This is a genomic window from Halorubrum tibetense (assembly GCF_055396225.1).
Genome location: NZ_AP043742.1, coordinates 318396 through 342192, shown reverse-complemented (window position 1 = coordinate 342192; position 23797 = coordinate 318396). Strand labels below are relative to the sequence as shown.

The 23797-nt window shown below is 67.2% G+C and carries 23 protein-coding genes; 13 read left to right on the top strand and 10 right to left on the bottom strand.

Features of this window, described 5'->3' with window-relative positions:
* The 5 genes from ACZ5TV_RS01640 to ACZ5TV_RS01620 all read left to right on the top strand — a co-directional run bounded on the left by ACZ5TV_RS01640 (position 1) and on the right by ACZ5TV_RS01620 (position 5005).
* Complete coding sequence (locus ACZ5TV_RS01640) at positions 1-1239, top strand: NAD(P)/FAD-dependent oxidoreductase (RefSeq protein WP_379781727.1); 1239 nt, start codon at positions 1-3, stop codon at positions 1237-1239.
* Positions 1240-1332: 93 nt separating this feature from the next.
* The gene (locus ACZ5TV_RS01635; RefSeq protein WP_464384043.1) at positions 1333-3546 is read left to right on the top strand and encodes a PAS domain S-box protein; all 2214 of its coding nucleotides are present in this window, start codon (positions 1333-1335) and stop codon (positions 3544-3546) included.
* A 90-nt stretch (positions 3547-3636) separates the two neighbouring features.
* Positions 3637-3852: a DUF7979 domain-containing protein gene (locus tag ACZ5TV_RS01630; protein WP_379781730.1), complete on the top strand. Its 216-nt coding sequence runs from the start codon at positions 3637-3639 to the stop codon at positions 3850-3852.
* A 63-nt stretch (positions 3853-3915) separates the two neighbouring features.
* Positions 3916-4329: a DUF7124 domain-containing protein gene (locus ACZ5TV_RS01625; RefSeq protein ID WP_379781732.1), complete on the top strand. Its 414-nt coding sequence runs from the start codon at positions 3916-3918 to the stop codon at positions 4327-4329.
* A 97-nt stretch (positions 4330-4426) separates the two neighbouring features.
* Complete coding sequence (locus ACZ5TV_RS01620; RefSeq protein WP_379781734.1) at positions 4427-5005, top strand: MogA/MoaB family molybdenum cofactor biosynthesis protein; 579 nt, start codon at positions 4427-4429, stop codon at positions 5003-5005.
* Between the two features lie 58 nt (positions 5006-5063).
* Here the strand turns inward: ACZ5TV_RS01620 and trpG are convergent, their stop codons facing one another.
* From trpG to ACZ5TV_RS01595, 5 genes are all read right to left on the bottom strand, one after another.
* On the bottom strand, positions 5064-5732 hold the full coding sequence (gene trpG / locus ACZ5TV_RS01615) for an anthranilate synthase component II (protein WP_379781736.1): 669 nt from the start codon (positions 5730-5732) through the stop codon (positions 5064-5066).
* On the bottom strand, positions 5729-7336 hold the full coding sequence (gene trpE / locus ACZ5TV_RS01610; protein WP_379781740.1) for an anthranilate synthase component I: 1608 nt from the start codon (positions 7334-7336) through the stop codon (positions 5729-5731). The genes trpG and trpE overlap by 4 nt, the downstream gene beginning before the upstream one ends.
* Positions 7333-7977, bottom strand: coding sequence for a phosphoribosylanthranilate isomerase (locus ACZ5TV_RS01605; RefSeq protein ID WP_464384042.1), 645 nt, complete (start codon positions 7975-7977; stop codon positions 7333-7335). The genes trpE and ACZ5TV_RS01605 overlap by 4 nt, the downstream gene beginning before the upstream one ends.
* The gene (gene trpD / locus ACZ5TV_RS01600; protein ID WP_379783559.1) at positions 7977-9044 is read right to left on the bottom strand and encodes an anthranilate phosphoribosyltransferase; all 1068 of its coding nucleotides are present in this window, start codon (positions 9042-9044) and stop codon (positions 7977-7979) included. Before trpD ends, ACZ5TV_RS01605 begins: the two co-directional genes overlap by 1 nt.
* Positions 9045-9224: 180 nt before the next feature.
* On the bottom strand, positions 9225-9938 hold the full coding sequence (locus ACZ5TV_RS01595; protein ID WP_464384041.1) for a universal stress protein: 714 nt from the start codon (positions 9936-9938) through the stop codon (positions 9225-9227).
* Between the two features lie 227 nt (positions 9939-10165).
* Here ACZ5TV_RS01595 and sucC point away from each other — a divergent pair, with 227 nt between their 5' ends.
* The 5 genes from sucC to ACZ5TV_RS01570 all read left to right on the top strand — a co-directional run bounded on the left by sucC (position 10166) and on the right by ACZ5TV_RS01570 (position 16646).
* A complete protein-coding gene (gene sucC / locus ACZ5TV_RS01590) occupies positions 10166-11311 on the top strand; it encodes an ADP-forming succinate--CoA ligase subunit beta (protein ID WP_379778803.1) in 1146 nt (381 codons plus the stop codon).
* Positions 11308-12177 (top strand): succinate--CoA ligase subunit alpha, encoded by an 870-nt coding sequence (sucD, locus tag ACZ5TV_RS01585; protein ID WP_379778805.1) that lies wholly within the window; start codon positions 11308-11310, stop codon positions 12175-12177. The genes sucC and sucD overlap by 4 nt, the downstream gene beginning before the upstream one ends.
* Before the next feature lie 137 nt (positions 12178-12314).
* Positions 12315-14834, top strand: coding sequence for a hybrid sensor histidine kinase/response regulator (locus ACZ5TV_RS01580; RefSeq protein WP_379778808.1), 2520 nt, complete (start codon positions 12315-12317; stop codon positions 14832-14834).
* Between the two features lie 101 nt (positions 14835-14935).
* A complete protein-coding gene (locus ACZ5TV_RS01575) occupies positions 14936-15241 on the top strand; it encodes an ArsR family transcriptional regulator (RefSeq protein WP_379778811.1) in 306 nt (101 codons plus the stop codon).
* A 94-nt stretch (positions 15242-15335) separates the two neighbouring features.
* A complete protein-coding gene (locus tag ACZ5TV_RS01570) occupies positions 15336-16646 on the top strand; it encodes a tRNA (N(6)-L-threonylcarbamoyladenosine(37)-C(2))-methylthiotransferase (protein WP_379778814.1) in 1311 nt (436 codons plus the stop codon).
* A 39-nt stretch (positions 16647-16685) separates the two neighbouring features.
* Here ACZ5TV_RS01570 and ACZ5TV_RS01565 read toward each other — a convergent pair whose 3' ends face one another.
* Positions 16686-17759, bottom strand: a complete 1074-nt coding sequence (locus tag ACZ5TV_RS01565) for an aldo/keto reductase (protein ID WP_379778817.1) — start codon at positions 17757-17759, stop codon at positions 16686-16688.
* A gap of 129 nt (positions 17760-17888) precedes the next feature.
* Between ACZ5TV_RS01565 and ACZ5TV_RS01560 the strand changes: the two genes are divergently transcribed.
* Together ACZ5TV_RS01560 and ACZ5TV_RS01555 are read left to right on the top strand one after the other, a co-directional pair.
* Positions 17889-18800, top strand: coding sequence for an acyltransferase (locus ACZ5TV_RS01560; protein ID WP_379778820.1), 912 nt, complete (start codon positions 17889-17891; stop codon positions 18798-18800).
* Between the two features lie 15 nt (positions 18801-18815).
* Positions 18816-19577: an Nmad3 family putative nucleotide modification protein gene (locus ACZ5TV_RS01555; RefSeq protein ID WP_379778823.1), complete on the top strand. Its 762-nt coding sequence runs from the start codon at positions 18816-18818 to the stop codon at positions 19575-19577.
* A gap of 38 nt (positions 19578-19615) precedes the next feature.
* Here the strand turns inward: ACZ5TV_RS01555 and hisS are convergent, their stop codons facing one another.
* From hisS to ACZ5TV_RS01540, 3 genes are all read right to left on the bottom strand, one after another.
* Positions 19616-20932, bottom strand: a complete 1317-nt coding sequence (gene hisS / locus ACZ5TV_RS01550; protein WP_379778826.1) for a histidine--tRNA ligase — start codon at positions 20930-20932, stop codon at positions 19616-19618.
* 79 nt (positions 20933-21011) lie between these two features.
* Positions 21012-21605, bottom strand: a complete 594-nt coding sequence (locus ACZ5TV_RS01545; protein ID WP_379778829.1) for a DUF7411 family protein — start codon at positions 21603-21605, stop codon at positions 21012-21014.
* Positions 21606-21956 carry a DNA-binding protein gene (locus ACZ5TV_RS01540; RefSeq protein ID WP_379778832.1) on the bottom strand — a complete coding sequence of 117 codons (351 nt, stop codon included), beginning with the start codon at positions 21954-21956 and terminating at the stop codon, positions 21606-21608.
* Positions 21957-22069: 113 nt separating this feature from the next.
* Between ACZ5TV_RS01540 and ACZ5TV_RS01535 the strand changes: the two genes are divergently transcribed.
* The gene (locus ACZ5TV_RS01535) at positions 22070-23188 is read left to right on the top strand and encodes a 60S ribosomal export protein NMD3 (RefSeq protein ID WP_379778835.1); all 1119 of its coding nucleotides are present in this window, start codon (positions 22070-22072) and stop codon (positions 23186-23188) included.
* A gap of 139 nt (positions 23189-23327) precedes the next feature.
* Here ACZ5TV_RS01535 and ACZ5TV_RS01530 read toward each other — a convergent pair whose 3' ends face one another.
* On the bottom strand, positions 23328-23519 hold the full coding sequence (locus ACZ5TV_RS01530; protein WP_379778838.1) for a DUF7317 family protein: 192 nt from the start codon (positions 23517-23519) through the stop codon (positions 23328-23330).
* Positions 23520-23797 lie beyond the last annotated feature (278 nt).

Genomic DNA, 23797 nt, shown 5'->3' with positions numbered 1-23797 from the left:
ATGAGCGATTCGTACGTGATCATCGGTGACGGGATCGCGGGGGCGTCCGCGGCCGAGACCCTCCGCCAGGAAGCGCCGGACGCCGAGATCACGGTCATCACGGACGAGGGTGAGTCCCTCTACAACCGGATCCTGATCAAGGAGTACGCGAAGGGGAAGCTCCCTGAAGCACCGATCTCGATCCACGACGAGTCCTGGTACGACGACCACGACGTCGACCTCCGGCTCGACACCGTCGTCGTCGACATCGATGTCGAGAACGACGAGATCCGAACCCACGACGGGGAGACGTTCGGCTACGACAAGCTGTTGTTAGCGATCGGCGGGACCCCCCAACAGCTCCCCGTCGAGAACGCGGACGCCGACGGGATCCACCACTTCTGGACGTTCCAGGACGCCCGGAAGATCAAAGAGAGCGTCGAGGGCGCGGACCGGGGCGTCATCGTCGGCGCGGGGCTGCTCGGCATCGACTTCGCGGCGATCTGCGGCGAACAGGACGTCGAAGCGAAATACCTGATGCGCGGGGACTCTTGGTGGCGCTACGCCCTCTCGAACGAGGGCGCAGAGATCATGCACGAGGCGATGCGCGAGCGGGGTGTCGAACCCGTCTTCGACTCCGGCGTTGACCATTTCGAGGTCAACGAGGACGGCCACGTCGAGGCCGCTGTCGATCCGAACGGCGAGCGCTACGAGTGTGATTTCGCGGGTGTCGCGATCGGGCTCGACCTGAACACCGAGATCGTCGAGGGGACGCCGATCGAAGTGGACGACGGGATCGTCGTCGACGAGTACATGCGGACGAACGTCGAAAACGTGTTCGCAGCCGGCGACATCACGCGGTTTTACGACGTCATCCTTGGCGAACAGGCGCAAAACGGCGCGTGGGGGTCGGCAAAAGAGCAGGGAACGATCGCCGCACGCAACATGATCGACTACGAGAGCGAGCGGTTCGAGTGGGTGTCGTCGTACTCGATCACTCACTTCGACTTCCCGTTCCTCTCTTTCGGGCACCCGACCCTCGGCGACGACTCCGTCGAGGCGACGACCGGGGACGGCGAGTGGCGGCGGGTCGCGCTGAAGGACGGGCGGGTCGTGGGCGGCGTGTTGATCGGTGACCTCTCCCCGCAGTCCGCGTTCAAACGGCTGATGCGCGAGGGGCGCGACGTGCGGGGACAGACGGAGCTGTTGATGGAGCCCGGGTTCGAGGTCGACGACCTCGCGGCAACGACCGAGCAGTGACAGCCCGGGAGTGACGACAGAGTGGTAGCACGGGACAGCTTGGGCGCGCCGACCGCGAGCTTTTCATCGCTCGGCCGCGTCGTTGTCTAACATATGGCACATAAGACCCCGGACGACGTCTCGGCTCCGACGGAGGACGGGTTCTTTGTCTCGTTCGTCGAGGGATGTTCGGACCCGGTGATCTCGATCGACGACGATGGAGTCGTCGCCTACGCGAGCCCGGCAGTCGAGACGACGCTGGGATACGCTCCCGAGGAGCTCGTCGGACGCCCGATCGGGCAGCTGCTCCCCGACGACGACGGGCCGCGAGTCCGGTCGCTCCGTGGCCGCCTCGAGGAGGTGTCGTGTCTCACGCATCTCGACGACCTCGTGTTCCCCATAACCCGGGCGGACGGTAGCCGGATGCGCTTTTCTGTCCGATTCCACGAACACCGGATCGACGGGGCCGTCGTGTACACCGGCGTGTTCCGTGACGGCGTGGTCGACGGCGAGCCACGAGCCCTCGAAACGTTCCGGAACCTCGTCGAACACGCCGGACACGCGATATACGTCACGGATACGGACGGGACGATCGAGTACGTCAATCCGGCGTTCTCGGAACACACCGGCTACGATGCCGAGGAGGCGATCGGGCGGACGCCGGCGATACTCAACTCCGGCGAGATGCCCGAGGCCTACTTTTCCTCGCTGTGGGAGACGATAAGCGACGGGGAAGTGTGGGAAGAGGAGATCATCGACCGCCGGAAGAACGGCGAGCAGTACCACGCTCACCAGACTATCGCTCCAGTGCTCGACGACGAGGGCGAAGTCTCCCGATACGTCGCGATCCAGACGGACGTGACGGAACGCAAAGCCACCGAGGGTCGGCTCAAGCAGTATCGCGACATCGTCGAGCAGCTCGACGACCCGATCCTCCTCCAGAACCTCGACGGGGAGTTCGAACTACTCAACGAGGCGGTGAGCGAGTTCGCGGGGATCCCCCGGGAAGACCTGTACGGAACCGACGAGTTCGCGTTCATGGGCCCGGAGACCGCGGCGTTCATCGAGGCGCGGCGACAGGAGGTGCTAGAGACGGAGGACCCCGTGGCGTACGAGACGTCGCCGACGTTCGAGCGGAGCGGCCGGGAGGCGACGTTCAGCACTCGGCGATACCCCTACTACGACGCGGACGGGGAGTTCGTCGGAACGTTCGCGATCTGCCGTGACGTTTCCGAAATGAAGGCTCGGGAGACCGAGCTGGAACAGTTCGAGCGTGCCGTCGACGGCGCGACCGACCTCATCGCCGCAGTCGATCGTGACGGGCGGTTCCTGTTCGCGAACCGTCGGTACCGGTCGTATCACGGGATCGATGCGGAGGACGTGAATGGGCTCTCGCTCGCCGAAGTGATCGACGAAGAACAGTTCCCGGAGGTGAAGCGGAACGTGAATCGGGCACTACGTGGTCGGTCCGTCGAGTACCGGACGACACGGACGCACCCCGAACGCGGGACGCGTACGTTCGACGTGCGATACTACCCGCTCGACGCGGGCAACGACGAGGGTGTCGGCGGTGTCGTCGGCGTTCTCAGGGACGTGACGGATAGCGAGAACCGGGCCCGACAGCTCCGGGTCGTGGACCGCGTGCTCCAGCACAACCTGCGAAACGCGCTGACGGTGATCCGGGGTCGAGCTGAGCAGATCGCCGAATCGGGCGGACGGGCCGAAGTGGAATCCGACGGTGACGGCTCGGACCACGCGACGGGATCGACTGCGCCCGAGTCGGCCGCGGACGCGATCGTCTCCCGGGCGAACGAGCTGTTGACGACGAGTGAGAAGGCCCATCACATCACCGAGGTGCTGAGCGACCCGCCGGATACGGGTCCCGTCGAGATCGTCACCATGGCCGAACGACTCGCGGAGGCCATGGGGTCGGAGTTCCCCGCGGCGCGGGTATCGACCGCGCTCCCCGACGAGGAAGTGGTCGTGTCCGCGACCGACTGGATCGACCGGGCCATCGCGGAATTGATCCGGAACGCAGTGATCCACCACGATGGCGACGAACCGGCCGTGGAAGTCGCCGTCGCGGTTCACGACGGGTCCGTGGAGGTCCGGATCACGGACGACGGGCCCGGACTTACCGGGATGGACCGTGACGTGTTGGAGACCGGACAGGCCGTCGACGCGCTGTATCACGGGAGCGGACTGGGGCTGTGGATGGTGTACTGGGTGCTCCAGCAGTCCGGGGGGTCGGCGACTGTACGGGACGCTGAGCCCCGCGGAAGCGTCGTCAGCGTGACGCTGCCGCGGCGGGACGGCGGCGAACCGTGAGGCGCCCCGGTCACGGTAGGGGGTGGTCCCGCATGTGTTTCGGATGTCGCTGCCGCAACGTTTATGATCGATCGTGTTGTTTGGTATCATATGCCACTCCGAGAACAGGGCCGACGGATGCGACTTCGGCGTACCGGCACCGTCCCGTCCGACGCGCGAGTCCGGCATTACGACGAGCTCGGCGAGGACGCGCAAGCGGCGATCATCGAGCTGGCGGGACGACCCTGGACGGCCCCGGAGCCGGGCGGTCTCGACGACGGGGACGTCGTGAAGTTCACCGACTACTACGTGGTCCGAGCCCGCTGAGTCGCCCGGTGCCGCTTCGGACGAAACGAAGTTGTTTTCGCCCGTCGCGTGGAACCGTCGTGTATGGATAGCGGTGGATCAAGCGACATGACGCTGGCGTTCGAGCTGGACGCGTTGAAGACGCTCGCCGACCCCAACGCCGTGTTCAACAGCGCCCGGCAGTGGACCGAGTACGTCGGCGTCGTCAGCGAGAAGCCCACGTACGTCGTCACCAACTTCACCCGAAAACACCGCGTGCGGCAGGACTTCTTCTCGGGGCCACGCGGCGTCGAGGAGAGCTTGGAAAACATCCGGGGGCAGTTCGACACCGATCGGCACGTCTTCGTCGGCATCGATAAGGAGGACGAGACGGTCGCGGAGGCGACGGGCTGGGAGTTCCTCCACGTCGAGGACGCTGCGGAGGCCGCGGGATGGACGCTTACTACGCCCGATCAGGCGGACGAACCTGCCGAATCGAGTCGGGACGATTGGCCGTAGGAGGAACGGTCGGCCGTAGGTCCGACCGGCCGTAGGTCCGAACGACCGGCGGTGGAAAACGCCTCCTGTTTTGTTGAACGCGGCCGAACGGGGGTTCATGAGCGACCACGATCACGACGAGGGCGACGATCACGGCCACACTACCGAAAGCGACGACGAGCACCACGACGATCACGGCCACCACCATCACGACGCCGGGACGGTCACCGCCGCGGTCGTGACGGTCTCCACCTCCCGGTCGCTGGAGGACGACGTCTCTGGCGATCGGGTCGTGGAGCTGTTCGAGTCGGTCGGCCACGACGTCGTGGTCCGCGAGCTCGTCGACGACGACTTTGACGGGGTGCAAGGGACCGTCGACCGGCTCGCCCGTCGCGAGGACACGGACGTCATCGTCACGACCGGCGGAACGGGGGTGACACCCGACGACGTCACACCGGAGGCAGTCCGCCCGCTCTTCGAGAAGCGGCTTCCCGGGTTCGGCGAGCTGTTCCGACGCCTCTCCTACGACGAGGTCGGCACGCGAACGGTGGGGTCGCGGGCGACCGGCGGGATCGCGGACGGGACGGTCGTCTGTTGTCTCCCGGGGTCGGAGAACGCGGTTCGACTCGGCGTCGAGGAGCTGATCCTCCCCGAAGTCGGCCACCTCGTCGGATTGGCGTCGCGCGACGCGACGTGATCGACGTCGGAAGCGGGCACTCACAGCGCGATCGGCCGATCAACCGGCTGTCGGCCGGTCACCGAGTCGGCGATCCAGGAGCGGCTCCCGACTCGACCGACGAGAGGAAGTTCCGGATCACGTCGTGGCCGACGGCAGTGAGAACGCTCTCCGGGTGGAACTGAACGGCCTCGATCGGGTGTTCACGGTGCCGAACCCCCATGACGACGGACTCGCCGTCGTGGTCCGTCGTCGCGGTCACGTCGAGGACGTCCGGCACCTCGGTCGCGACGAGCGAATGGTACCGTCCCGCTCGGAACCCCTGCTCGAGCCCCGTGAACACCCCCTCCCCGTCGTGGTCGACCGGAAACGCCTTGCCGTGGATCGGCTCCGGTGCGTGGCCGACGGTCCCACCGTACTCGTGGACCGCCGCCTCCAGCCCCAGACAGACCCCGAGCGTCGGGACCGTCGGCGAGAGCTCCCGCAGGACCGGTGCGGTCACCCCGACGTCCCGCCGGTTCTTCGGGTGTCCCGGCCCGGGACTGATGATCACCGCGTCCGGGGATTCGGCCTCGATAGTCTCCAGCGACACGGTGTTCTTGTGGACGGCGATGTCGATCGGTTCCCCCGCGAGGCCGTCGCTATCGGTTCCTATCCCGCCGTTCTCGCCGTCGAGCGACAACTCGGAGACGTACTCGACGAGGTTGTACGTGAACGAGTCGAAGTTATCGACGATCACGACCTTCATCGGCCGACACCACCGATCTCTGCTCCGTCCGACGCCGACTCCCTGATCCGGTCGACGGCAGCGAGGACGCCCTCCATCTTCTGTTCGGTCTCCTCGTACTCCGCAGTTGGGTCCGAGTCGGCGACGAGGCCCGCACCCGCCCGAACCGTCAGCTCGTCCTCGGCTCGGTCGCCGACACCTTCGCGGATCGTGGCTGTTCGGATGACGATGGCGAAGTCCGCGTCGCCGGTCCACGAGTAGTAGCCGACGCCGCCGCCGTACGCCTCCCGCGGCGTCGTCTCCAGGTCGTCGATGATCTCCATCGCGCGCACTTTCGGCGCGCCGGTGAGCGTTCCGGCGGGAAACGCCGCCCGCGTCGCGTCGAAGGGGTCGGCGTCCGCCGCCAGCGTGCCGGTCACGGTGGACTCGATGTGCTGGACGTGGCTGTACTTCAACACGTTCATGAACTCCTCGACGCGGACCGTCCCCGGAGCGGACACTCGCCTAACGTCGTTGCGCGCGAGGTCGACGAGCATCGTGTGCTCGGCACGCTCCTTCCCGTCCGCGAGCATCTCGCCGGCCAACCGGCGGTCCTCGACGGGGCTCGTCCCGCGGGGACAGGTGCCCGCGATCGGGTTCGAGACGACCCGGTCGTCCTTCACCGAGACCAGCGTCTCCGGGCTCGCCCCCACGATGCTCCGGTCGTCGTGTTTTAACACGTACATGTACGGCGAGGGGTTGACGTCGCGGAGCGCCGCGTACAGTCCGAGCGGATCGACGTCCCCGCGGAGCCGGCGGCTCCGTGAGATCACGCCCTGATAGATGTCGCCGTCGAGGACGTGCCGTTTGGCCGTCCGTACCGCGTCCTCGTAGGCCGCCTGCGGGTCGGCCGTCTCCTCACGTACCCGGATCCCGTCGGGGTCCGGCGGGTCGGCGTCGGCGAGCGCGCTGGCAACCCGCTCGGCCTCGGCCGCGAGCTCGTCGTACACCGCCCCAGGATCGTCGTCCTCGCCGATCACGGGCGTGAAGACGAGTTCGACGCTCCCGTCCACCTCGTCGAAGACGACCGTCCGCGTCGTCAACAGGAACTCGGCATCGGGGAACTCGGTCTCGGGTCGGTCGATTCCCACCTCCGCCAACCAGAGGTCGTACACCGCCTCGTACGCGAGGAAGCCGACGAACCCGCCGGAGAGGATCTGTCGGTCCGTCTCGGGGAACCCACGGCGCGTCACGTCCGGGAACGCCGTGCGGATCCGGTCGACGACGTCCCCGTTTCCGCTCCCGTCGACTCCCGCTATCAGGTCGGCCGCTGGCCCGAGCCGTGTCACGTCCGTCCGATCCGGATGGACCGAGACGACCGCCTCAGGGTCGTACCCGACGAACGAGTACCGGGCGTGTTTGTCCGCCTTCCCGCCGGCGGTGAACGCGCCGTCCGGGTCGCTCGAGGCCACCTTCTGTCCCGATTCGAGGAGGAACCCGTAGTCGCTCCCCCCGACGAGCGTCGCGTAGGCGGTCAGCGGCGTCGTCTCCGGGTCGAGCGCCGCGGCAGCACGGACGACGACGGGTCTATCGGCGTCCGTGGCGAGCTCGACGAACGACTGGCGCGAGCGGTCGAGCCGGGTCACGCGAACCCCACCTCGGTTCCCGCGTTGGCGACGAACCGGGCGACCGCGTTGTGGTCCTTTCGGCCGTCGGGAAGCTCGACGCCGGAGGCGACGTCGACCGCGAACGGCTCGGCGACACGCACCGCCTCGGCGACGTTCTCCGGCGTGAGTCCCCCAGCGAGCACGACGGGGGTCGTGAGCCGGGCCGCCAGTTCGCCGGTGCCCGCCCAGTCGTGTGTCTCGCCAGTGCCGCCCGCGCCCGACTCGTCGGTCGAGTCGACGACGAGCGCGTCCGCGACCCCGTCGAACTCCTCGGCCCGAGCGGGGTCGTCGGCGTCGATCGCCAGCAGCACCTTCCGCTCCGTCTCCGCGCGGATGAAGGCCAGCTCGTCGGGGGTCCACTCGCCGTGGAGCTGGATCGCGTCCGGGCCGACGGTCCGGACGAGCTCGACCGCACGCTCGGCCGACGGCGGCATCGTGACGAGCGTCGCCGTGACGAACGGCGGCACGTCCGCGAGCAGTTCGGCGGCCGTCGCCGGGTCGACCTCGCGCGGGGAGTCGACCGGAACCGCCGACACGACACCGACCGCGTCGGCGCCGGCGTCGACGGCGGCCGCGAGGTCCACGTCGCTCGTCAGCCCACAGATCTTCGCCCGGGCCATCAGTCGTCCTCCGGGCTCGTCGAGGGTGCCGGGTTCGACGAGCCGGCCACGTCGGAGCCGGTCTCCGGATCGCCACACAGCGCCGCGAACTTCGCCGCGGCGTCGCCGGAGTCGATCGCCTCGGCCGCGCGCTCGACGCCCGCCCTGAGGGAGTCGGCTTCGCCGGCGACGTAGATCGCCGCCCCGGCGTTAGCGAGGATCAGGTCGCGTTTCGGCCCCGTCACCGAGCCGTCGACGATCCCGCGGAGGTCGGCCGCGTTCTCCTCGGGGTATCCCCCAGCGACCGCCTCGATCGGGGCGGCATCGAGTCCGAGGTCCTCGGGTGTGATCGTGAACTCCCGGACTTCTCCGCCGTCGACCTCGGCGGCGACGGTCTCGTCGTGAAGCGCGATCTCGTCCATCCCGCTCCCGTGGACGACGAGGGCGCGCTCGACGGGCATGTGTGCGAGCGCCCGGGCGATCTGTGGAACGAGGTCCGGGTCGTACACGCCGAGCACCTGCGCGTCGGCACCGGCCGGGTTCGTGAGCGGCCCGAGCACGTTGAACACCGTCCGCATTCCGAGCTCCTGTCGCGGGCCGATGACGGCTTTCATCGCGGGGTGGAACACGGGCGCGAGCATGAACCCGATCCCGTCGTCCTCGATCGCTTCCTCGACGGCGGCCGGCTCGGCCTCAACGTCCGCACCGGCGACTTCTAGGACGTCGGCGCTCCCGGAGGAGGACGAGACGGAGTAGTTACCGTGTTTGGCGATCGGAACGCCCGCGCCCGCGGCGACGATCGCCGCGGTCGTCGAGACGTTGATCGTGTCGTAGTCGTCGCCGCCAGTTCCGCACGTGTCGACGAGTGGCTCGCGGTCCGGCTCGATCGTGCGGGCGGCGTCACGCATCCCCTTCGCGAAGCCGGCGATCTCCGCTTCCGTCTCTCCTTTCGCTCGAAGCGCGGCGAGCAACGCGCCGATCTGCGCCTCGGTCAGCTCCTCGAAGACGAGTCGGGCCGTCTCACGAGCCTCGTCGACTGTCAGGTCCTCCCCGTTCGTGACGCGTTCGATCGTGTCGTGGATATCCATAGTATACACCAATGTATGAGTTCGTCTTATGATGTACAAGTATGTACACCGATTTAACGTTGTCGGGGAGTGCGGTGGGACGATCGTCAGGCGCAGAAACGTAGCGGGCTGTTCGTCCGGCGGGCGGCGCTCGATGGAGTTCGGAGAGGCTGACGGGGGTCCAACCGAGCCGGATGGAACTCAGCGGAGCGGGGTGGGCTCGTCGGACTCGACGACGAGTACCGGGACGTCGGCGTCGTCGACGACGGTGTCGGTCGTACACCCGAACACGAACCGCCCCACCGTTCCGGTGGTCGGTGTACCGACGACGACGAGGTCGTAGTACGGCGACTGGTCGACGATCTCCTCCGCGGCCGACCGACCCTCGACGAGCCATCGATCGGCGCGGTCGAACTCCCCGAGGCGAGTCTCCGCCGCGGTCAGGATCGACTCCCCGCTCGCCGTGTCGTCCTCCCAACTGCCCGTCGCCTCACTGCCACTTCCGATAGCGTCCGCGCCGCTGGCTTCGGCGGCGTCGTGGTCCGCTCCGTCGCTATCGTCGTCGGGACGACCAGTAGCCTCAGCAGCCCCGTTCGAGGGGACCACGTGGAACAGGTCAACCCACGCATCGGTCGTTTCGGCCACCGCCTTCGCGACGTCGACGGTCGCCCCGGAGTGTGGCCCGCCGGCCACGGCGACGAGGATCGACGAGACGCGATCCGGTCGCTCCGTCCGGTCGGCACCCTCGAGCGTGACCCGGCTCGCGGTCGGCGTCGTCGCCGCCTCGTCGATGGCCGCCTCCAGCGACGGCGCGTTCCCGGACTGGCCGGCCCCACCCTTGCCGGCGATACCCTCGACAGTGGCGTCGTCCGGGGCCGCCTCGGCCCCCGAGTCGTCGGCGTCGCTCCCGTGCATACGTATCCGTCAGACAGACGCATGATAAATCCTGTTGGTTTCGAGTGTCGACCGGACGGCCCGCCTCGGGGTCGTCGAGACCACGCGTCGTCGAGACCACGCGTCGTCGATACCGCGCGTCGTCGACACACAACGGTCGTGAGGCCTCACGTCGTCCGCGGAGCCATACCGGTCGCTCGCGCCGGATCGGCACCATTTAAGCCGCCGTCGGTCCGCTTTCGAGACGGATGAAACTACACGAACATCAAGCGAAGAGTATCTTCGCGGATGCCGGGATCCCGGTACCGGACTCCCGGCTCGCGACGACCGTCGAGGAGGCGCTCGACGCCGTCGACGAGATCGGCTATCCCGCCGCGATCAAGGCACAGGTCCACGTCGGGGGACGCGGCAAAGCGGGGGGGATCAAGATCGCGACCGATCGGGACGAGGCCGAACAGTACGCCGAGGCGATCCTCGGGATGGACCTGAAAGGCTACACCGTCGACCAGGTCCTCGTCGAGGCGGGCGTCGATTTCGTCGACGAACTGTACGTCGGCGTCACGATGGATCGCGGCGAGGGGAAGCCGGTCCTGATGGTGTCGACGGAGGGCGGCGTCGACATCGAGCAGGTCGCCGAGGAGACGCCGGACGCCATCGCGCGCGAGCACGTCGACCCCGCGTTCGGGCTCCACCCGTATCAGGCCCGGAAGGTCGTTTACGAGGCCGGCGTCGATGCCGACGTGGCGCTCGACGTGGCGTCGATCCTCTCGACGCTGTACGACCTGTACGAGGACAGCGACGCCTCCGAGATAGAAGTGAACCCCGTGATGATCACGAGCGAGCGCGACGTGGTCGCCGCCGACGCGGTGATGAACATCGACGAGGACGCGCTGTTCCGGCAGCCCGAGCTCGCGGACCTCGCCGAGGAGTCCTACGAGAACGACCTCGAACGCAAGGCAGGCGAGTACGGGTTCGACTACGTCCGGCTCTCGGGCAACGTCGGTATCATCGGTAACGGCGCGGGGCTGGTGATGACGACGCTCGATCTGGTCGATCACTACGGCGGTGCCCCCGCCAACTTCCTCGACATCGGCGGCGGCGCGAAGGCGGAGCGCGTCGCGAACGCGCTCGATATGGTGTTCTCCGATCCGAACGTCGACAGCGTCGTGTTCAATATCTTCGGGGGGATCACCCGTGGCGACGAGGTCGCGAAGGGGATCAACGAGGCCTTAGAGCGCTTCGACGAGATCCCGAAGAAGGTCGTCGTCCGGCTTGCCGGCACGAACGCCGAGGAAGGCATGGAGATCCTGAACACCGACCTCGTCGAGGTCGAAGAGACGCTGGAAGACGCGGTCCAGCGTGCGGTGAAGAACGCGGAAGAGGTGACCCAATGAGCGTATTCGTCGACGACGACACCAGAGTGGTGGTCCAGGGGATCACCGGCGGGGAAGGGAAGTTCCACGCCGAACAGATGATCGAGTACGGGACGAACGTGGTCGCCGGCGCGGTCCCCGGCAAGGGCGGACAGGAGGCAGCCGGTGTCCCCGTCTACGACACGGTCGACGAGGCCGTCGAAGTCGAGGACGCGGATGCGTCCGTGATCTTCGTGCCGCCGGCGTTCGCCGCGGACGCGATCTTCGAGGCGCTCGACACGGACCTCGATCTGGCCGTCGCCATTACCGAGGGGATCCCGACCCAGGACATGGCGAAGGTGAACAAGCGGCTCGGCGAGAGCGACACCCGGCTACTCGGTCCGAACTGCCCCGGCATCATCACGCCCGGCGAGGCCAAGCTGGGGATCCTGCCCGGCAACATCTTCGCCGACGGTAACGTCGGACTCGTCTCCCGCTCGGGGACGTTGACGTACCAGGTCGTCGACAACCTCACCGAGCGCGGAATCGGCCAGACGACCGCCATCGGTATCGGCGGCGACCCGATCATCGGGACTTCCTTCATCGACGCCCTGGAGGCGTTCGAGGCGGACGATGAGACGGACGCCGTCGTGATGTGCGGCGAGATCGGCGGCGAGGACGAGGAGCAGGCCGCTCGCTTCATCGGCGAGCACATGGACACGCCCGTTGCGGGGTTCATCGCGGGGCGCACCGCGCCGCCGGGCAAGCGCATGGGCCACGCCGGCGCGATCGTCTCCGGTTCGGGCACGGGCACCGCGCAGTCGAAGATCGACGCACTCAACGACGCTGGCGTCCCCGTCGGCGACACTCCCGAGGAGGTCGCCGACCACGTCGAAGGGTTCCTGTAGCCGGCCGGACCAGGGATCGGTACCTGATCCCTGCAACGCTCCCGGTACCCGAACGGCTTCTGTGACCCGCCCGGCTTGCTATCAGCTCTGATTATTCGGGAGGAACGTTAAAATAATGACACGGTAGTACAACATGTATGAATTCCAGTCCCGGAGACCGGGACCCCGGGATCGGAGACGGGAGTTCCGACAGGGTGGGCCCCGACGACGACCAGCCCGGATCGTGGGGGCGGGTGACGGAACGGACGGACGCGTCCGTGGACTGGTCGACGGCGGCAGCGTCGGACCGTGTGCTCGTCGTCGACGACGAGCCGGGGGCCGCCGACCTCGCCGCGACGTATCTCGAACGGCTCCTCGACGGTATCGAGACGACCACGGCGTCGTCACCCGAAGCGGCGATGGAGCGGCTACGGGACCACCCGGTCGACTGCGTCGTCAGCGACCACGACATGCCCGGTGCGACGGGACTCGACCTGCTCGCGGACGTCCGTTCCGAGATCGGCGACCTGCCGTTCATCCTGTTCACGGGAAAGGGAAGCGAGGAAATCGCGAGCGAGGCCATCTCGGCCGGCGTCACCGACTACCTCCAGAAGGGTGGTGGGGCCGACGGATACGAGATGCTGGCGAACCGCGTGAGCAACGCGCTCTCCCGACAGCGCGCCGAGGCCGACCTGCGAGCGATCAACTGCAAGGTCACCGCGATCCACGAGTTCGCGACCGAGGTTTCCACGGCTGAATCGGTCGACGCCGTCTTCGAGCGCGTCGTCGATGTCGCGGAACAGGTCCTCGAGTTCGACCGGTGTATCACGGCCCGCCGCGACGGTGAGTACGTTCATCCAGCCGCACTTTCGGAGGGCGTTACGGCCGACGAAGTCCGACGCTTCGAGCTCGGGGAAGGTATCGCCGGTCGGACCGCCGCCGAGGAGCGGACGTTCGTGATCGACGAGCTGGACCGGTCGTCCGACGCGGATCCGGTCGCCGACGACATCGGCTCGGCGATCAGCGTCCCGATCGGCGGTCACGGGATCCTGCAAGCGGTTTCCAGTTTCCCCGCCTCGTTCGACGAGACGGACGTGGAGTTCGCGGAACTGGTTGCGACACACGCCTGTGAGGCGATCGAGCAGATCGAGACCGAGAACGTGCTCCGCGCGGAGCGGGACCGATTGGCCGCGCTGTTCGACAACATGCCGCTCCCCATCGCTCGGATCGTCGTCGACGGCGACGACACGCAGCACCTCGACGAGACGAACGACGCGTTCGAAGCGACGTTCGGGTACTCGGCGGCGGACAGCGGATACGAAGAGACCCGTGAGGCGATCACTCCGGAAGACGCCGAGCGGGTCGGCCCCAACGTCCTCGAAGATGACGACCCGGTCCGCGTGGAAGTCCGGCGACGGACCGTCGACGGCGTGAGGGATTTCCTCCTCAACGGGATCCCGGTGAGCCGGTCCGAGGGGGGTATCGTCTACAGCGTGTATGCCGATATCAACGATCAAAAACGCGTCGAACGGACCCTGCGGGGGCTTCACGAGGCGACACGGGAGATGTTTCGCGGGGAGGACCGCGAGACGGTGGCTACCGTGGCTGCTCGCGCGGCGATCGATACGCTCGGGTTCCCGAACAGCGGTATCCGGTTGTACGACCCCGAGTCGGGAACACTCAAGCCGACCGCGATAACGGAGGAGGCGACCGATGCCATCGGGGAGCGCCCCCCGATCGGTCCCGGTGACGGGACGATCTGGGAAACGTTCGACCAGGGTGAAACGACGGTAGTCGACGACATCGACGAGTCGATCACCGAGATCGAGTACGGCGACCTCCGGAGCCTCCTCGTCGTTCCTCTCGGTGATCACGGGGTGATGCCGCTGGGCTCACGCGAGCGTGGCTTCTTCGACGAGCACGACGTACAACTCGCGAGGGTGCTGGCCGCGAACGTCGCCGTCGCGCTCGATCGCGCCGAGCGCACCGAACAGCTCCGGGAGCGTGACGCGGCACTCCAGCGCGAACTCGACCGTCACGAGAAGTTCGCCGCCGTGATCTCCCACGACCTCCGAAGCCCGCTTACGGTCGCGAGCGGTCGGGTCAAACTCCTCCGGGATCTGATCGATGAAGCCGACGACGACGCTCTCGCCGAGATCGAGCAGATCGAGGCCGCTCACGACCGGATGGCCGAGCTCATCGACGATGTCCTCACGCTCGCGCGTCAGGGGCGAACGGTCGATACTGCCGAGCCGGTCGATCTCGCAGCGGCCGCGAGAGAAGCGTGGGGAACCGTCAATACTGACGGGAGCGTCCTCGAAACCCCCGGATCCGACGTGACGATCGAAGCGGATCCGGAGCGACTCCGGACCTTATTCGAGAACCTGTTTCGGAACTCGGTTGAGCACGGCTCACGGGACGGCGGATCGGGCGTAAGCGAGGCGGCCGGAGTCACGGTGACGGTCGAAGCGCTCTCGGACGGGTTCTCCGTCAGCGACGACGGACCCGGATTCGACCGTGTCGACCCCAGCGAGGTGATGCAGCGTGGCGTTACCAGCACCGAGAGCGGATCCGGGTTCGGTCTGGCCATCGTTCGGGAGATCGCTGAGGCACACGGCTGGCGGACGACGGTCGCGGACGATGACGGTGCACGCTTCGAGTTCCGGTCCGAGGAGTGACGCCGAGGTCGGAACCGCTCGAAGCGTGAAACCGGGATCGGTCGTGCGCGCATTCCGCACACCCGGACCACGGTTATGCCGGTATCGCACGACCGATCGGTATGGACGACGACACCCGCGAGCGACTTGAGCCGCTTCCTCCAAGTGCCAAGCTGGTATACTACGTCCTCGACACGGAGGGTCGGTTCGACCAGACTGGACTGGCCGAGGAGACCCGACTGTCCACTCGAACGGTTCGGTTCGCGATCGAGAAGCTCGTCGATGTCGAGCTCGTCGAGGAGGGCCTCTGTCCCACGGACGCTCGACGATCGGTGTACCGAGCCGTCGACCCTGCCGGCTCGAACGCGGGCTCCGACTCGGACTCGGAGGCCGGCAGCGCGCACTCGGCAGTCGTCGCCGAGGACTAACGACAAAACACGACTCGGCGCATGAGCGTCGGACGTGTTCACGTCCCCGGGACCGTCGCCCTTTTGCCCGCCGGCCCGATAGAACGCGTAACCGATGGCGACGTACCACATCGAGACGTACGGCTGTACGTCGAACCGGGGTGAGAGCCGCGAGATCGAACGCGCCCTCCGCGACGGCGGCCACCGCCCGGCAGACGGGCCTGCCGACGCCGACGTCGCCATCCTCAACAGCTGTACGGTCGTCGAGAAGACGGAACGGAACATGCTCCGGCGCGCGGCCGAGCTCGACGAGGAGACCGCGGGCGACCTCGTCGTCACCGGCTGTATGGCGCTCGCACAGGGCGAGGAGTTCCGCGAAGCCGGCATCGACGCCGAGGTGCTCCACTGGGACGAGGTACCGGCCCACGTGCTCAACGGGGAGTGTCCGACACACACGCCCGATACGGAGCCGATCCTCGACGGCGTCGTCGGGATCCTCCCCATCGCTCGCGGCTGTATGAGCAACTGTTCGTACTGTATCACCAAGTTCGCGACCGGTCGCGTCGACTCCCCGCCGATCGAGGAGAACGTCGAGAAGGCCCGCGCGCTCGTCCACGCCGGCGCGAAGGAGATCCGTGTCACCGGACAGGACACCGGCGTCTACGGCTGGGACACCGGTGATCGGAAGCTGCCCGAGCTGCTCGACCGTATCTGCGACATCGACGGCGAGTTCCGCGTCCGCCTCGGGATGGCGAACCCCGGAGGGATCCACGGGATCCACGACGAGCTGGCGGACGTGTTCGCCCGCAACGAGAAGCTGTACGACTTCATCCATGCGCCCGTCCAGTCCGGCTCTGACGACGTGTTGGCCGACATGCGCCGTCAACATCGCGTCGAGAAGTTCCGCGAGGTCGTCGCGGCGTTCGAGGATCGGCTCGATCACTGGACGCTCTCGACCGACTTCATCGTCGGCTTCCCGACGGAGGACGACGAGGACCACGAACGGTCGATGAGGCTCCTCCGTGAGGTCCGTCCCGAGAAGATCAACGTCACTCGCTTCTCGAAGCGCCCCGGGACCGACGCGGCCGACATGAAGGGGCTCGGCGGCACGATAAAGAAGGAACGCTCGAAGACGATGTCGACACTGAAAATGGAGGTCGTCGGCGAGGCGTACGAGGCGATGGTAGGTGAGCGGTACGAAGTGCTCGTGGTCGAGGAAGGGACCGGCGATTCCGTGAAGTGTCGCGATCCCGCCTACCGGCAGGTGATCGTTCGAAACGCGAGCGATCGGGGGATCGATGTCGGTGATGTCCTCAACGTCGAAGTGACGAGCCACAACACGGTGTACGCGTTCGGCGAGCCGATCGACGAAGCCGATCCGGCGTCGGTCGAGCCCGCGAGCGTGGACTCGGTGTCTTCGCCGTAAGTCGCTCCTTGTGCGTCGCTCCCAACCAGCGACCCTCGGTCAGTACGACGCGGCGCGCTTGTCGAGACCCGCCTCCGCGATGTCCTCGCCGTCGACGGAGGTGCGGAGCGCGTCCATCCCGTCGTCGCGGTCGATCCCGAAGTTCGTCGCGTACAGCTGTTCTAACCGTTCGTACTCGGCGTCCGTGATCGCCGGAACGTCGCTCGCTGCGCTCCACTCGGCGATATCGGAAGCGTCCCGGAACGTGGGGGTGACCGAGGCGACCTCGTCGTGTGCGAGCAGCCAGCGGATCGCGGCCTGGCTCAGTGTTCGGGCCCCCTCGACCCCGTCCGGGTCTTCGAGGAAGCGGATCGCCTCCACCTTCTCCCAGCCCGCCTCGTACCACTCCTTCGGCCGGTGTGAACGGTGGTCGCCGTCCTCGAGGACGGTGTCGGGCGTGACCTGCTCGTTGAGCAGTCCCGAGGAGTGCGGCACGCGCGCGATAACCGACGTCTCCGAGCCGGTCTCCCGGATCGTGTCGATGAAGTGACGACCCGGCTCCTGTTCGAAGAGGTTGAAGACGGTCTGGACCGCGTCGAACTCGTCGTACTCGACGGCGGCGTCGCCCTCGGCGAGCCAGCCGATCGAGGGACCGAGCGCCCAGCCGAGCGCCCGGACACGCCCCTCCGCCTTCCACTCGCGGAGGAGGTCACGAACCTCGGGCGTCACCTCGCTCACGTTCGCGTTGTGGAGCTGGAGAACGTCGACGTAGTCGGTATCGAGCCGGTCGAGCGAGGCGGAGAGCGCCTCGCGAAGGTACTCCTCGTTCAGCTCTTTCGGGAGCTCGCCGTGGCCGGCCTGCGGGTTGTCGTAGAAGTCGTACCCGACCTTCGTCGACAGCGTCACCTCGTCGCGGCGGCCCGCGATCGCTTCGCCGACGATCCGCTCGCTGTCGCCGTGGCCGTACACGTCGCCGGTGTCGATGTACGTGACGCCCGCGTCGAGCGCGGTCTCGACCATTTCGACGGCCTGTTCGTCCGAGCGGTCCCCCCACCAGTCGGTGCCGACGACCCACGCGCCGAAGCCGACTTCCGAGACCTCGACGCCGGAGCTTCCGAGTTCGCGGTACTGCATGCGTCTCGGTTAGTGATGGGTACACTTATCCGGCGCGGTCGACTTCGATGACCGGCGATCCCCCGCGGACGGATACGGGCGACGACGCACAACCGAATCCCTTTGTGGATCGGCATCGAACGTTCGACGATGACAAAGCGACACGTGTCCCTACCGGACGCCACGGAGGCGTCGGTGCAAGCGTTCGTCGACGAGGTGGACGAGCGACTCGCCTCCGAGGAGGACACCTGTGAGGTCGTTCGGGACACGCTGATCGACTTACACGGCGACCGCGACCGCTGGGAGGCGTGGCAGAACGGTGCCGATGTCTCGAAGGCGGAACGGGTCCGTCTACAGGGGTACGACCCGTGTAACGCTACGCTGGAGTCGGAGTATTACGCCGAGAAGGACGAGGACCGCTTCCAGCGCTCGAAACACCTCCAGTGGCTCTGGCGACAGTTCGACGCCACGCCGATGGCCGACAACGTCGAGTTCGCGCTCCGGTTCCGCCAGATGCTCGGAAACCACCTGTTCGCCGAGTGCGGCGACGACTGTCGGTTCTTCAAAGGGATCTCCGTCACGTACGGTCACAACATCGAAGTCGGCGACAACGTCGTGATCCACGACGACGTCCACCTCGACGACCGTGGAAAGCTGACGATCGGCGACCGGGCGTCGATCTCCGACGGCGTCCATCTGTACAGCCACGACCACGACCTCGTCGACCAGACGACGGTCCGCAACTACCACACGATCGTGGGTGACGACGCCCGCGTGACCTACGACGCGATGGTCCGTGCCGGCTGCCGTGTCGGCGAGAACAGCGTCGTCGGTGCGCGGGCTGTCGTCCAGGGTGATGTCCCGGACCATCACGTCGTCGTCGGGACACCGGCACGAAGTATCCGCGTGAAACCCGGCTGGGAGGACGTCGCCGAGGAGTTGGAGGACGGTCGACTCGTCAACCGCGGCGACCAGCGCGAACTGGAGTACGAGCTCGACGACGAGCTCGAACGTTTCGACGAGTTCCAGCGCGACCTCCAGCCATCCGGAGCGTCGAAGTAACCGAACCGCCGGATCGTGCCCCGTGCCGTCGCCGTCAACGTCGCCGCCAACACGAACGAGCCGGGGTTCCGTGGCCCCGTCTACCCGGACGGATCGTTCGCCTACGTCCCGATCCCGGAGTCGGCGGAGACGCTCCCGCGCGAGCGCTATCCCGTTGACGAACCGCTACCGACGTACGCCGACCTCGACCTCCCGTTTTCGCTCCCCGACGACCTCTACGGGACACCGGTCCACATGGATCCGGAGTTCGCAACCGTCCACGGGCGGGACGCTGCAACGTACGGGGATCCGTACGCGATCAAGTCGGGACCGATCGCGACGCTCGAACCGGACGACTGGCTGTTGTTTTACGCGACGCTGACGCTCCGGCCCGCGGGCTGGGACGGACCGGTCGGCGACGGGTGCTCCGCGACGCCGGAGCCCGGAGCCGTCGACGACGACCTCGCTCCCGAGTGGGGTGCGTACCTGTTCGCCGGCCTCCGCGTCGATCGCGTGCTCGACGGACCGGATCGCACGGAAGCCAGCGATCTCGTCTCGACCAACGCCCACCTCAAACGCGACCCGTTCGACGCGCGGGTCGTCGTCGACGGCGACCCCGACGCGTCCGGGCTCTTCGACCGAGTGGTCCCGTTGAGCGCCCCGGAAGGGGGCGCGACGGCGAACCGTCTGGTCACCGATCTATCGAGCGATTCGGGGAACGGACCGTGGTGGCGGCGGCCGATGCGGTTCGACGAGGCGGCGACGGAGACGCTCCTCGGTCGGATCGACGTCGCCTGAGGCGTCCGTCGACCGCCGTGATGTCGACTCTCGACCCGCTACTCGTAGTCCTCGTAGGTCGGCCGTCCCGATTCCGGCGGGAACTCCTCGACCGGTGCGGTCGTCTCGTCCCCGCTCGCCATGTCCTTTACCGTCACCTCGCCGTTCGCGAGGTCTCGTTCTCCGACGACGATCACCGTCTCGGCGTTGATCGAGTCGGCGTAGCCGAGCTGTGCACCGAACGAGCGGTCGGCGACGTCGCCCTCGACGACGTGTCCGAGATCGCGGAGCCCGGACGCGATCTCCGCGGCTTTGGCGCGCGTCTCACCGACTGACAGCACGTAGTAGTCCGTCGACAGCGACTCCTCCGGCCAGACGCCGGCGCGCTGACACAGCAGCTGGAGCGGAGCGTGACCGGGCGCGACCCCCACTGCGGGGGTGGGCTGACCGTCGAAGCTCTCGATCAGGTCGTCGTAGCGCCCGCCGCCGAAGACGGAGCGAGACACCTCTCCGGTGGAGTCGAAACACTCGAACACGACGCCGGTGTAGTAGTCCAGTCCCCGAGCGGTCGTCAGCGACACGTCACAGAACTCGCCCGCGCCGAGATCGTCGGCCGCGGCGAGCACGTTCCTGAGGTTTTCGACGGCCCCCTCGACGTCCGCACCGCCCGCCTCGGCGACCGCGTCGAGGTCGTCGACCGTTTCGACATCCGTGATGAGGTCGTCGAACTCGCGGGCGGTCGCGCGGTCGAGCCCGGCGTCCGAAAGGAGCCCGAAGTACTCGCCGTCGTCGACCTTCGCGCGTTTGTCGACCGCGCGGATCGCGGCCTCGGTGTCGACCGTCTCCGGGTCGGCTGCCAGCGAGCGGACTAGCCCGCCGAGAATGTCTCGGTGTGAGACGCGGAACTCGAAGTCGTCGGCGGTGAGTCCCAGGTCGGTCAGGGCGTCGGCGGCGACCGCGAGCACCTCGGCATCGGCTTCGGGGGCCGACGAACCGAAGATATCGATGTTCGTCTGATAGAACTCCCGGAACCGGCCCTGCTGGACCTGCTCGTAGCGCCAGAACGGTCGGGTCGACATCCACTTGATCGGTTTCGATAGCTCTTGACCCTTCGCGACGACCATCCGGGCGACCGTCGGCGTCAGTTCAGGCGTGAGCGACACTTCCCGCCCTCCCTTGTCCTCGAAGGCGTACAGCTCGTCGACGATCTCCTCCCCGGACTTGTCGACGTACATCTCCGTCCGTTCGAGCGCCGGGGTCGCGATCTCGCGGAAGCCGTACCGTCCGGCGGCGTCTTCGATCGCGTCGGTGACTTGCCGGCGGGCCGACTGCTCCCCGGGGTAAAAATCGCGGAACCCCTTGAGTCCGTCGTACATGGAGACGACTTCGGCGAGCGGCCGCTTGAAACCATCCTTTCGGGAGCGTCCTCACCCCCGCTCGGCCGCGCCCCCCGTCTCAATCACTCCGGCCGCGAACGTATGTCTGGTCGTGTGCGGGGAACACGTCGGCGACCGTTTTCTCGCCGTGTTCCTCGGCGATGAGCGCGCGAAGCTCGTCCTCGTAGTCGGCTTTCGGGACCTCCTCGCTCGGTCCCTGTTCGACCTCGAACGTCGCCTCGACGAGGCGGTCGACCGCGTGTCGCCCGAACCCCGAGAGCGGCGAGATGTAGTCCACGCCGTGGCGGTCCTCCAAGCTCTGTGCCTGCGCTCTGGAGACGGTCGGAACCCGGTCGTCGCGCCGGCTCCCGTCGGCGATCGCGTCGACGTCGTGTTCGGCGATCGTCTCCAACGCGTGCTCGTGGACGCGCTGGATCCCGTTTCTGGGGTAGCCGTCGTCGAGCATTCGCTCGGCGGCCTCCTCGGCGACCGCACGGTCGAGTGCGACGCGCTCGAACGGGAAGCCGAGCTCGGTCGCGGCCCGCTCGGCGTGCTCCCAGTCGTCGGTGAGCCCGAAGCTCCCCGTGACACACCGGACGTCGTAGAACCGATCGAGCAGGGTGGCGGCGAGCGAGGAGTCTTTCCCCCCGCTGTACAGAAGCGCGAGCTCCATCTACCGCCGCCGGATGTCGAAGCTCTGCTGTTCGGGCTGGAGTTCCTTCAACAGGTCACGCATCTGGTCCTCGTCGATACGGCCCTGAACGCGGCCGCTCTGTGCGAGCGCCGCGACTTGCTGTTTGACCTGCTTTGCGAACTCGGGTTTCGACATCTCGACCGCGTTGAGTCGTTGGCGCGCGCCGTCAGTGAGGTACTGTTTGAGGACGGCCTCCTGCTGGGCCTCTGCGCGCTGTTGGGCCTCCTCGCGAGCCTCGGCGTCGCCGTCTCCCTGCTGGCGCTCGCGGAGCTCTTCCATCTTCTTTTCGCGCAGTTCTTCGAGTCGTTCGTCGTCGGGGTTCCCGCTCATACACACGCGTTCTCGTCCCGGGCGAAAAACGATTTCGGAGGGGAAGGGTCGAATACGGAGGTCGGGAGCCACGCTCCGGGCTGTTTAAACGGCGCAGCGTCGTAGCGTGTGCCATGAGCGAGTCGCGGAAGTTCTGCCCCCGGTGTGGCGACGCCGTCCCGGAGCGTCGCGACACTCTTCCGGGGGATCCGGGCGGTCGGGACGCGCTGTTGTGTGACGACTGCTACTTCGCGAAGTTCGAGCTCGTCGACGCGCCGGACCGGATCGAGGTGCTCGTCTGCTCGGGCTGTGGGGCGGTCCGCCGCGGCGACTCTTGGCGTGACGTTGGAGCGCGCGATTACACCGATATCGCCGTCGACGAGGTCGCTGAGGCGCTCGGGGTCCACGTCGACGTGGAGGACGTGGAGTGGGGCGTCGAGCCCGAACAAGTCGACGAGAACACGATCCGGATGCACTGCCGGTTCTCGGGCGTTGTCCGCGGGACACTTCGGTCGGCCGAGGTGACGGTCCCGGTCAAGATATCGCGGGGGACCTGTGACCGCTGTGGCCGGATCGCCGGCGGCTACTACGCGGGGGTCGTCCAGGTGCGCGCGGACGGGCGGGACCTGCGACCCGAAGAGCGCGCGGAGGCGCTCGAGATCGCCGAGTCGTACGTCGCCGATCAGGAGGCGAAAGGCGACCGGGAGGCGTTCATCACCGAGGTGAAATCCACCGACGACGGGCCGAACGTGAAGCTCTCCTCGAACCGGCTCGCCAAGAACGTCGCGGGACGGATCACGGAGGCGCTCGGCGGCAGCTACGAGTCGTATCCGACGCTCGTCACCGAGGACGGCGACGGTAACGAGGTGTACCGGGTGACGTTCGCGGTTCGGCTCCCACGGTACGCCGTCGGCGAGATCCTCGACCCCGAAGACGGCGACGGCCCCGTACTCGTCACGGGCGTCTCAGGCCGTCTTCGAGGGGTTCGACTCGCGAACGGCGACCCGTACAGCGCCCCGTTCGAGGAGGGCGCATCTCCGGATGCGACGCGGCTCGGGAGCCGCGAGGACGCCGCCGAGACGACCGTCGTGACGGTCGAAGACGAGCACGCGATACAGGTCCTCGACCCGGAGACGTACGAGGCACGGACCGTCTCGAACCCCTCGTTCGTCGACGACGACGCCGAGACCGTCTTGGCGTTCGAGCACGGCGGCGATATCCACCTCGTTCCTCGGGACGAGGGCGGAGAGTAAGAGCGCGATCGGCTCTGAGGTGGCGAGTAGTGTCTCGGCGAGGGCCGTCGCTCTCGGCGGTCACTAGCGGGGAAATCGAGAGGCGAACGAGGATCTAGAACGCAGGTGATCCGATCGTCGTTCGGGGCTGGCCTGTCGGTCAGTCGGCGCGAGCGGTGTGGTCGCCGGCCGAGACGGCCGCGCGCTCGGACTCCGTGACCTCGATACCGCGGCGTTCGAGTTGGCGGACGAACTCGTCCTCGCTGAGCCCTGCTTGCGCCGCCGCCTGCGAGAGCGTCAGCGTTCGCGCACCGTACAGCGTCAGCGCACTCGACAGCCCGTTCGTTGCCATATCCACCTATCCTCCATGAACGGTTATGAACCTTACTAATTCATTCAGGACCATGAAACACCTTATACGATAATATGTAACATACAGCAAGCAGGGACGATATAATGACGCCGGCCGATCCAAGCGTCGGGCTTCACGACGATTGGTAGTTGGCGGACCACGAAGGTCGGGACTCGGGGTGGACCCGCAGGAATTATGAGTCCTTATAGCCCACGTCCGGTATGGACAGACAGCAGATAATCGCCCTGTTGTTCGCGTTTCTCATGGTGAGCTCCATG

Coding starts and splice junctions, on each gene's coding strand:
- ACZ5TV_RS01620 (WP_379781734.1), top strand. CDS start 4,427: ATGAGCGACCACGATCACGACGAGGGCGACGATCACGGCCACACTACC.
- ACZ5TV_RS01595 (WP_464384041.1), bottom strand. CDS start 9,938: ATGCACGGGAGCGACGCCGACGACTCGGGGGCCGAGGCGGCCCCGGAC.
- ACZ5TV_RS01640 (WP_379781727.1), top strand. CDS start 1: ATGAGCGATTCGTACGTGATCATCGGTGACGGGATCGCGGGGGCGTCC.
- sucD (WP_379778805.1), top strand. CDS start 11,308: ATGAGCGTATTCGTCGACGACGACACCAGAGTGGTGGTCCAGGGGATC.
- sucC (WP_379778803.1), top strand. CDS start 10,166: ATGAAACTACACGAACATCAAGCGAAGAGTATCTTCGCGGATGCCGGG.
- ACZ5TV_RS01575 (WP_379778811.1), top strand. CDS start 14,936: ATGGACGACGACACCCGCGAGCGACTTGAGCCGCTTCCTCCAAGTGCC.
- ACZ5TV_RS01630 (WP_379781730.1), top strand. CDS start 3,637: ATGCCACTCCGAGAACAGGGCCGACGGATGCGACTTCGGCGTACCGGC.
- ACZ5TV_RS01540 (WP_379778832.1), bottom strand. CDS start 21,956: ATGAGCGGGAACCCCGACGACGAACGACTCGAAGAACTGCGCGAAAAG.
- ACZ5TV_RS01565 (WP_379778817.1), bottom strand. CDS start 17,759: ATGCAGTACCGCGAACTCGGAAGCTCCGGCGTCGAGGTCTCGGAAGTC.
- ACZ5TV_RS01570 (WP_379778814.1), top strand. CDS start 15,336: ATGGCGACGTACCACATCGAGACGTACGGCTGTACGTCGAACCGGGGT.
- trpD (WP_379783559.1), bottom strand. CDS start 9,044: ATGGATATCCACGACACGATCGAACGCGTCACGAACGGGGAGGACCTG.
- ACZ5TV_RS01580 (WP_379778808.1), top strand. CDS start 12,315: ATGAATTCCAGTCCCGGAGACCGGGACCCCGGGATCGGAGACGGGAGT.
- hisS (WP_379778826.1), bottom strand. CDS start 20,932: ATGTACGACGGACTCAAGGGGTTCCGCGATTTTTACCCCGGGGAGCAG.
- ACZ5TV_RS01545 (WP_379778829.1), bottom strand. CDS start 21,605: ATGGAGCTCGCGCTTCTGTACAGCGGGGGGAAAGACTCCTCGCTCGCC.
- ACZ5TV_RS01560 (WP_379778820.1), top strand. CDS start 17,889: ATGACAAAGCGACACGTGTCCCTACCGGACGCCACGGAGGCGTCGGTG.
- ACZ5TV_RS01625 (WP_379781732.1), top strand. CDS start 3,916: ATGGATAGCGGTGGATCAAGCGACATGACGCTGGCGTTCGAGCTGGAC.
- ACZ5TV_RS01635 (WP_464384043.1), top strand. CDS start 1,333: ATGGCACATAAGACCCCGGACGACGTCTCGGCTCCGACGGAGGACGGG.
- ACZ5TV_RS01605 (WP_464384042.1), bottom strand. CDS start 7,977: ATGGCCCGGGCGAAGATCTGTGGGCTGACGAGCGACGTGGACCTCGCG.
- trpG (WP_379781736.1), bottom strand. CDS start 5,732: ATGAAGGTCGTGATCGTCGATAACTTCGACTCGTTCACGTACAACCTC.
- ACZ5TV_RS01535 (WP_379778835.1), top strand. CDS start 22,070: ATGAGCGAGTCGCGGAAGTTCTGCCCCCGGTGTGGCGACGCCGTCCCG.
- ACZ5TV_RS01530 (WP_379778838.1), bottom strand. CDS start 23,519: ATGGCAACGAACGGGCTGTCGAGTGCGCTGACGCTGTACGGTGCGCGA.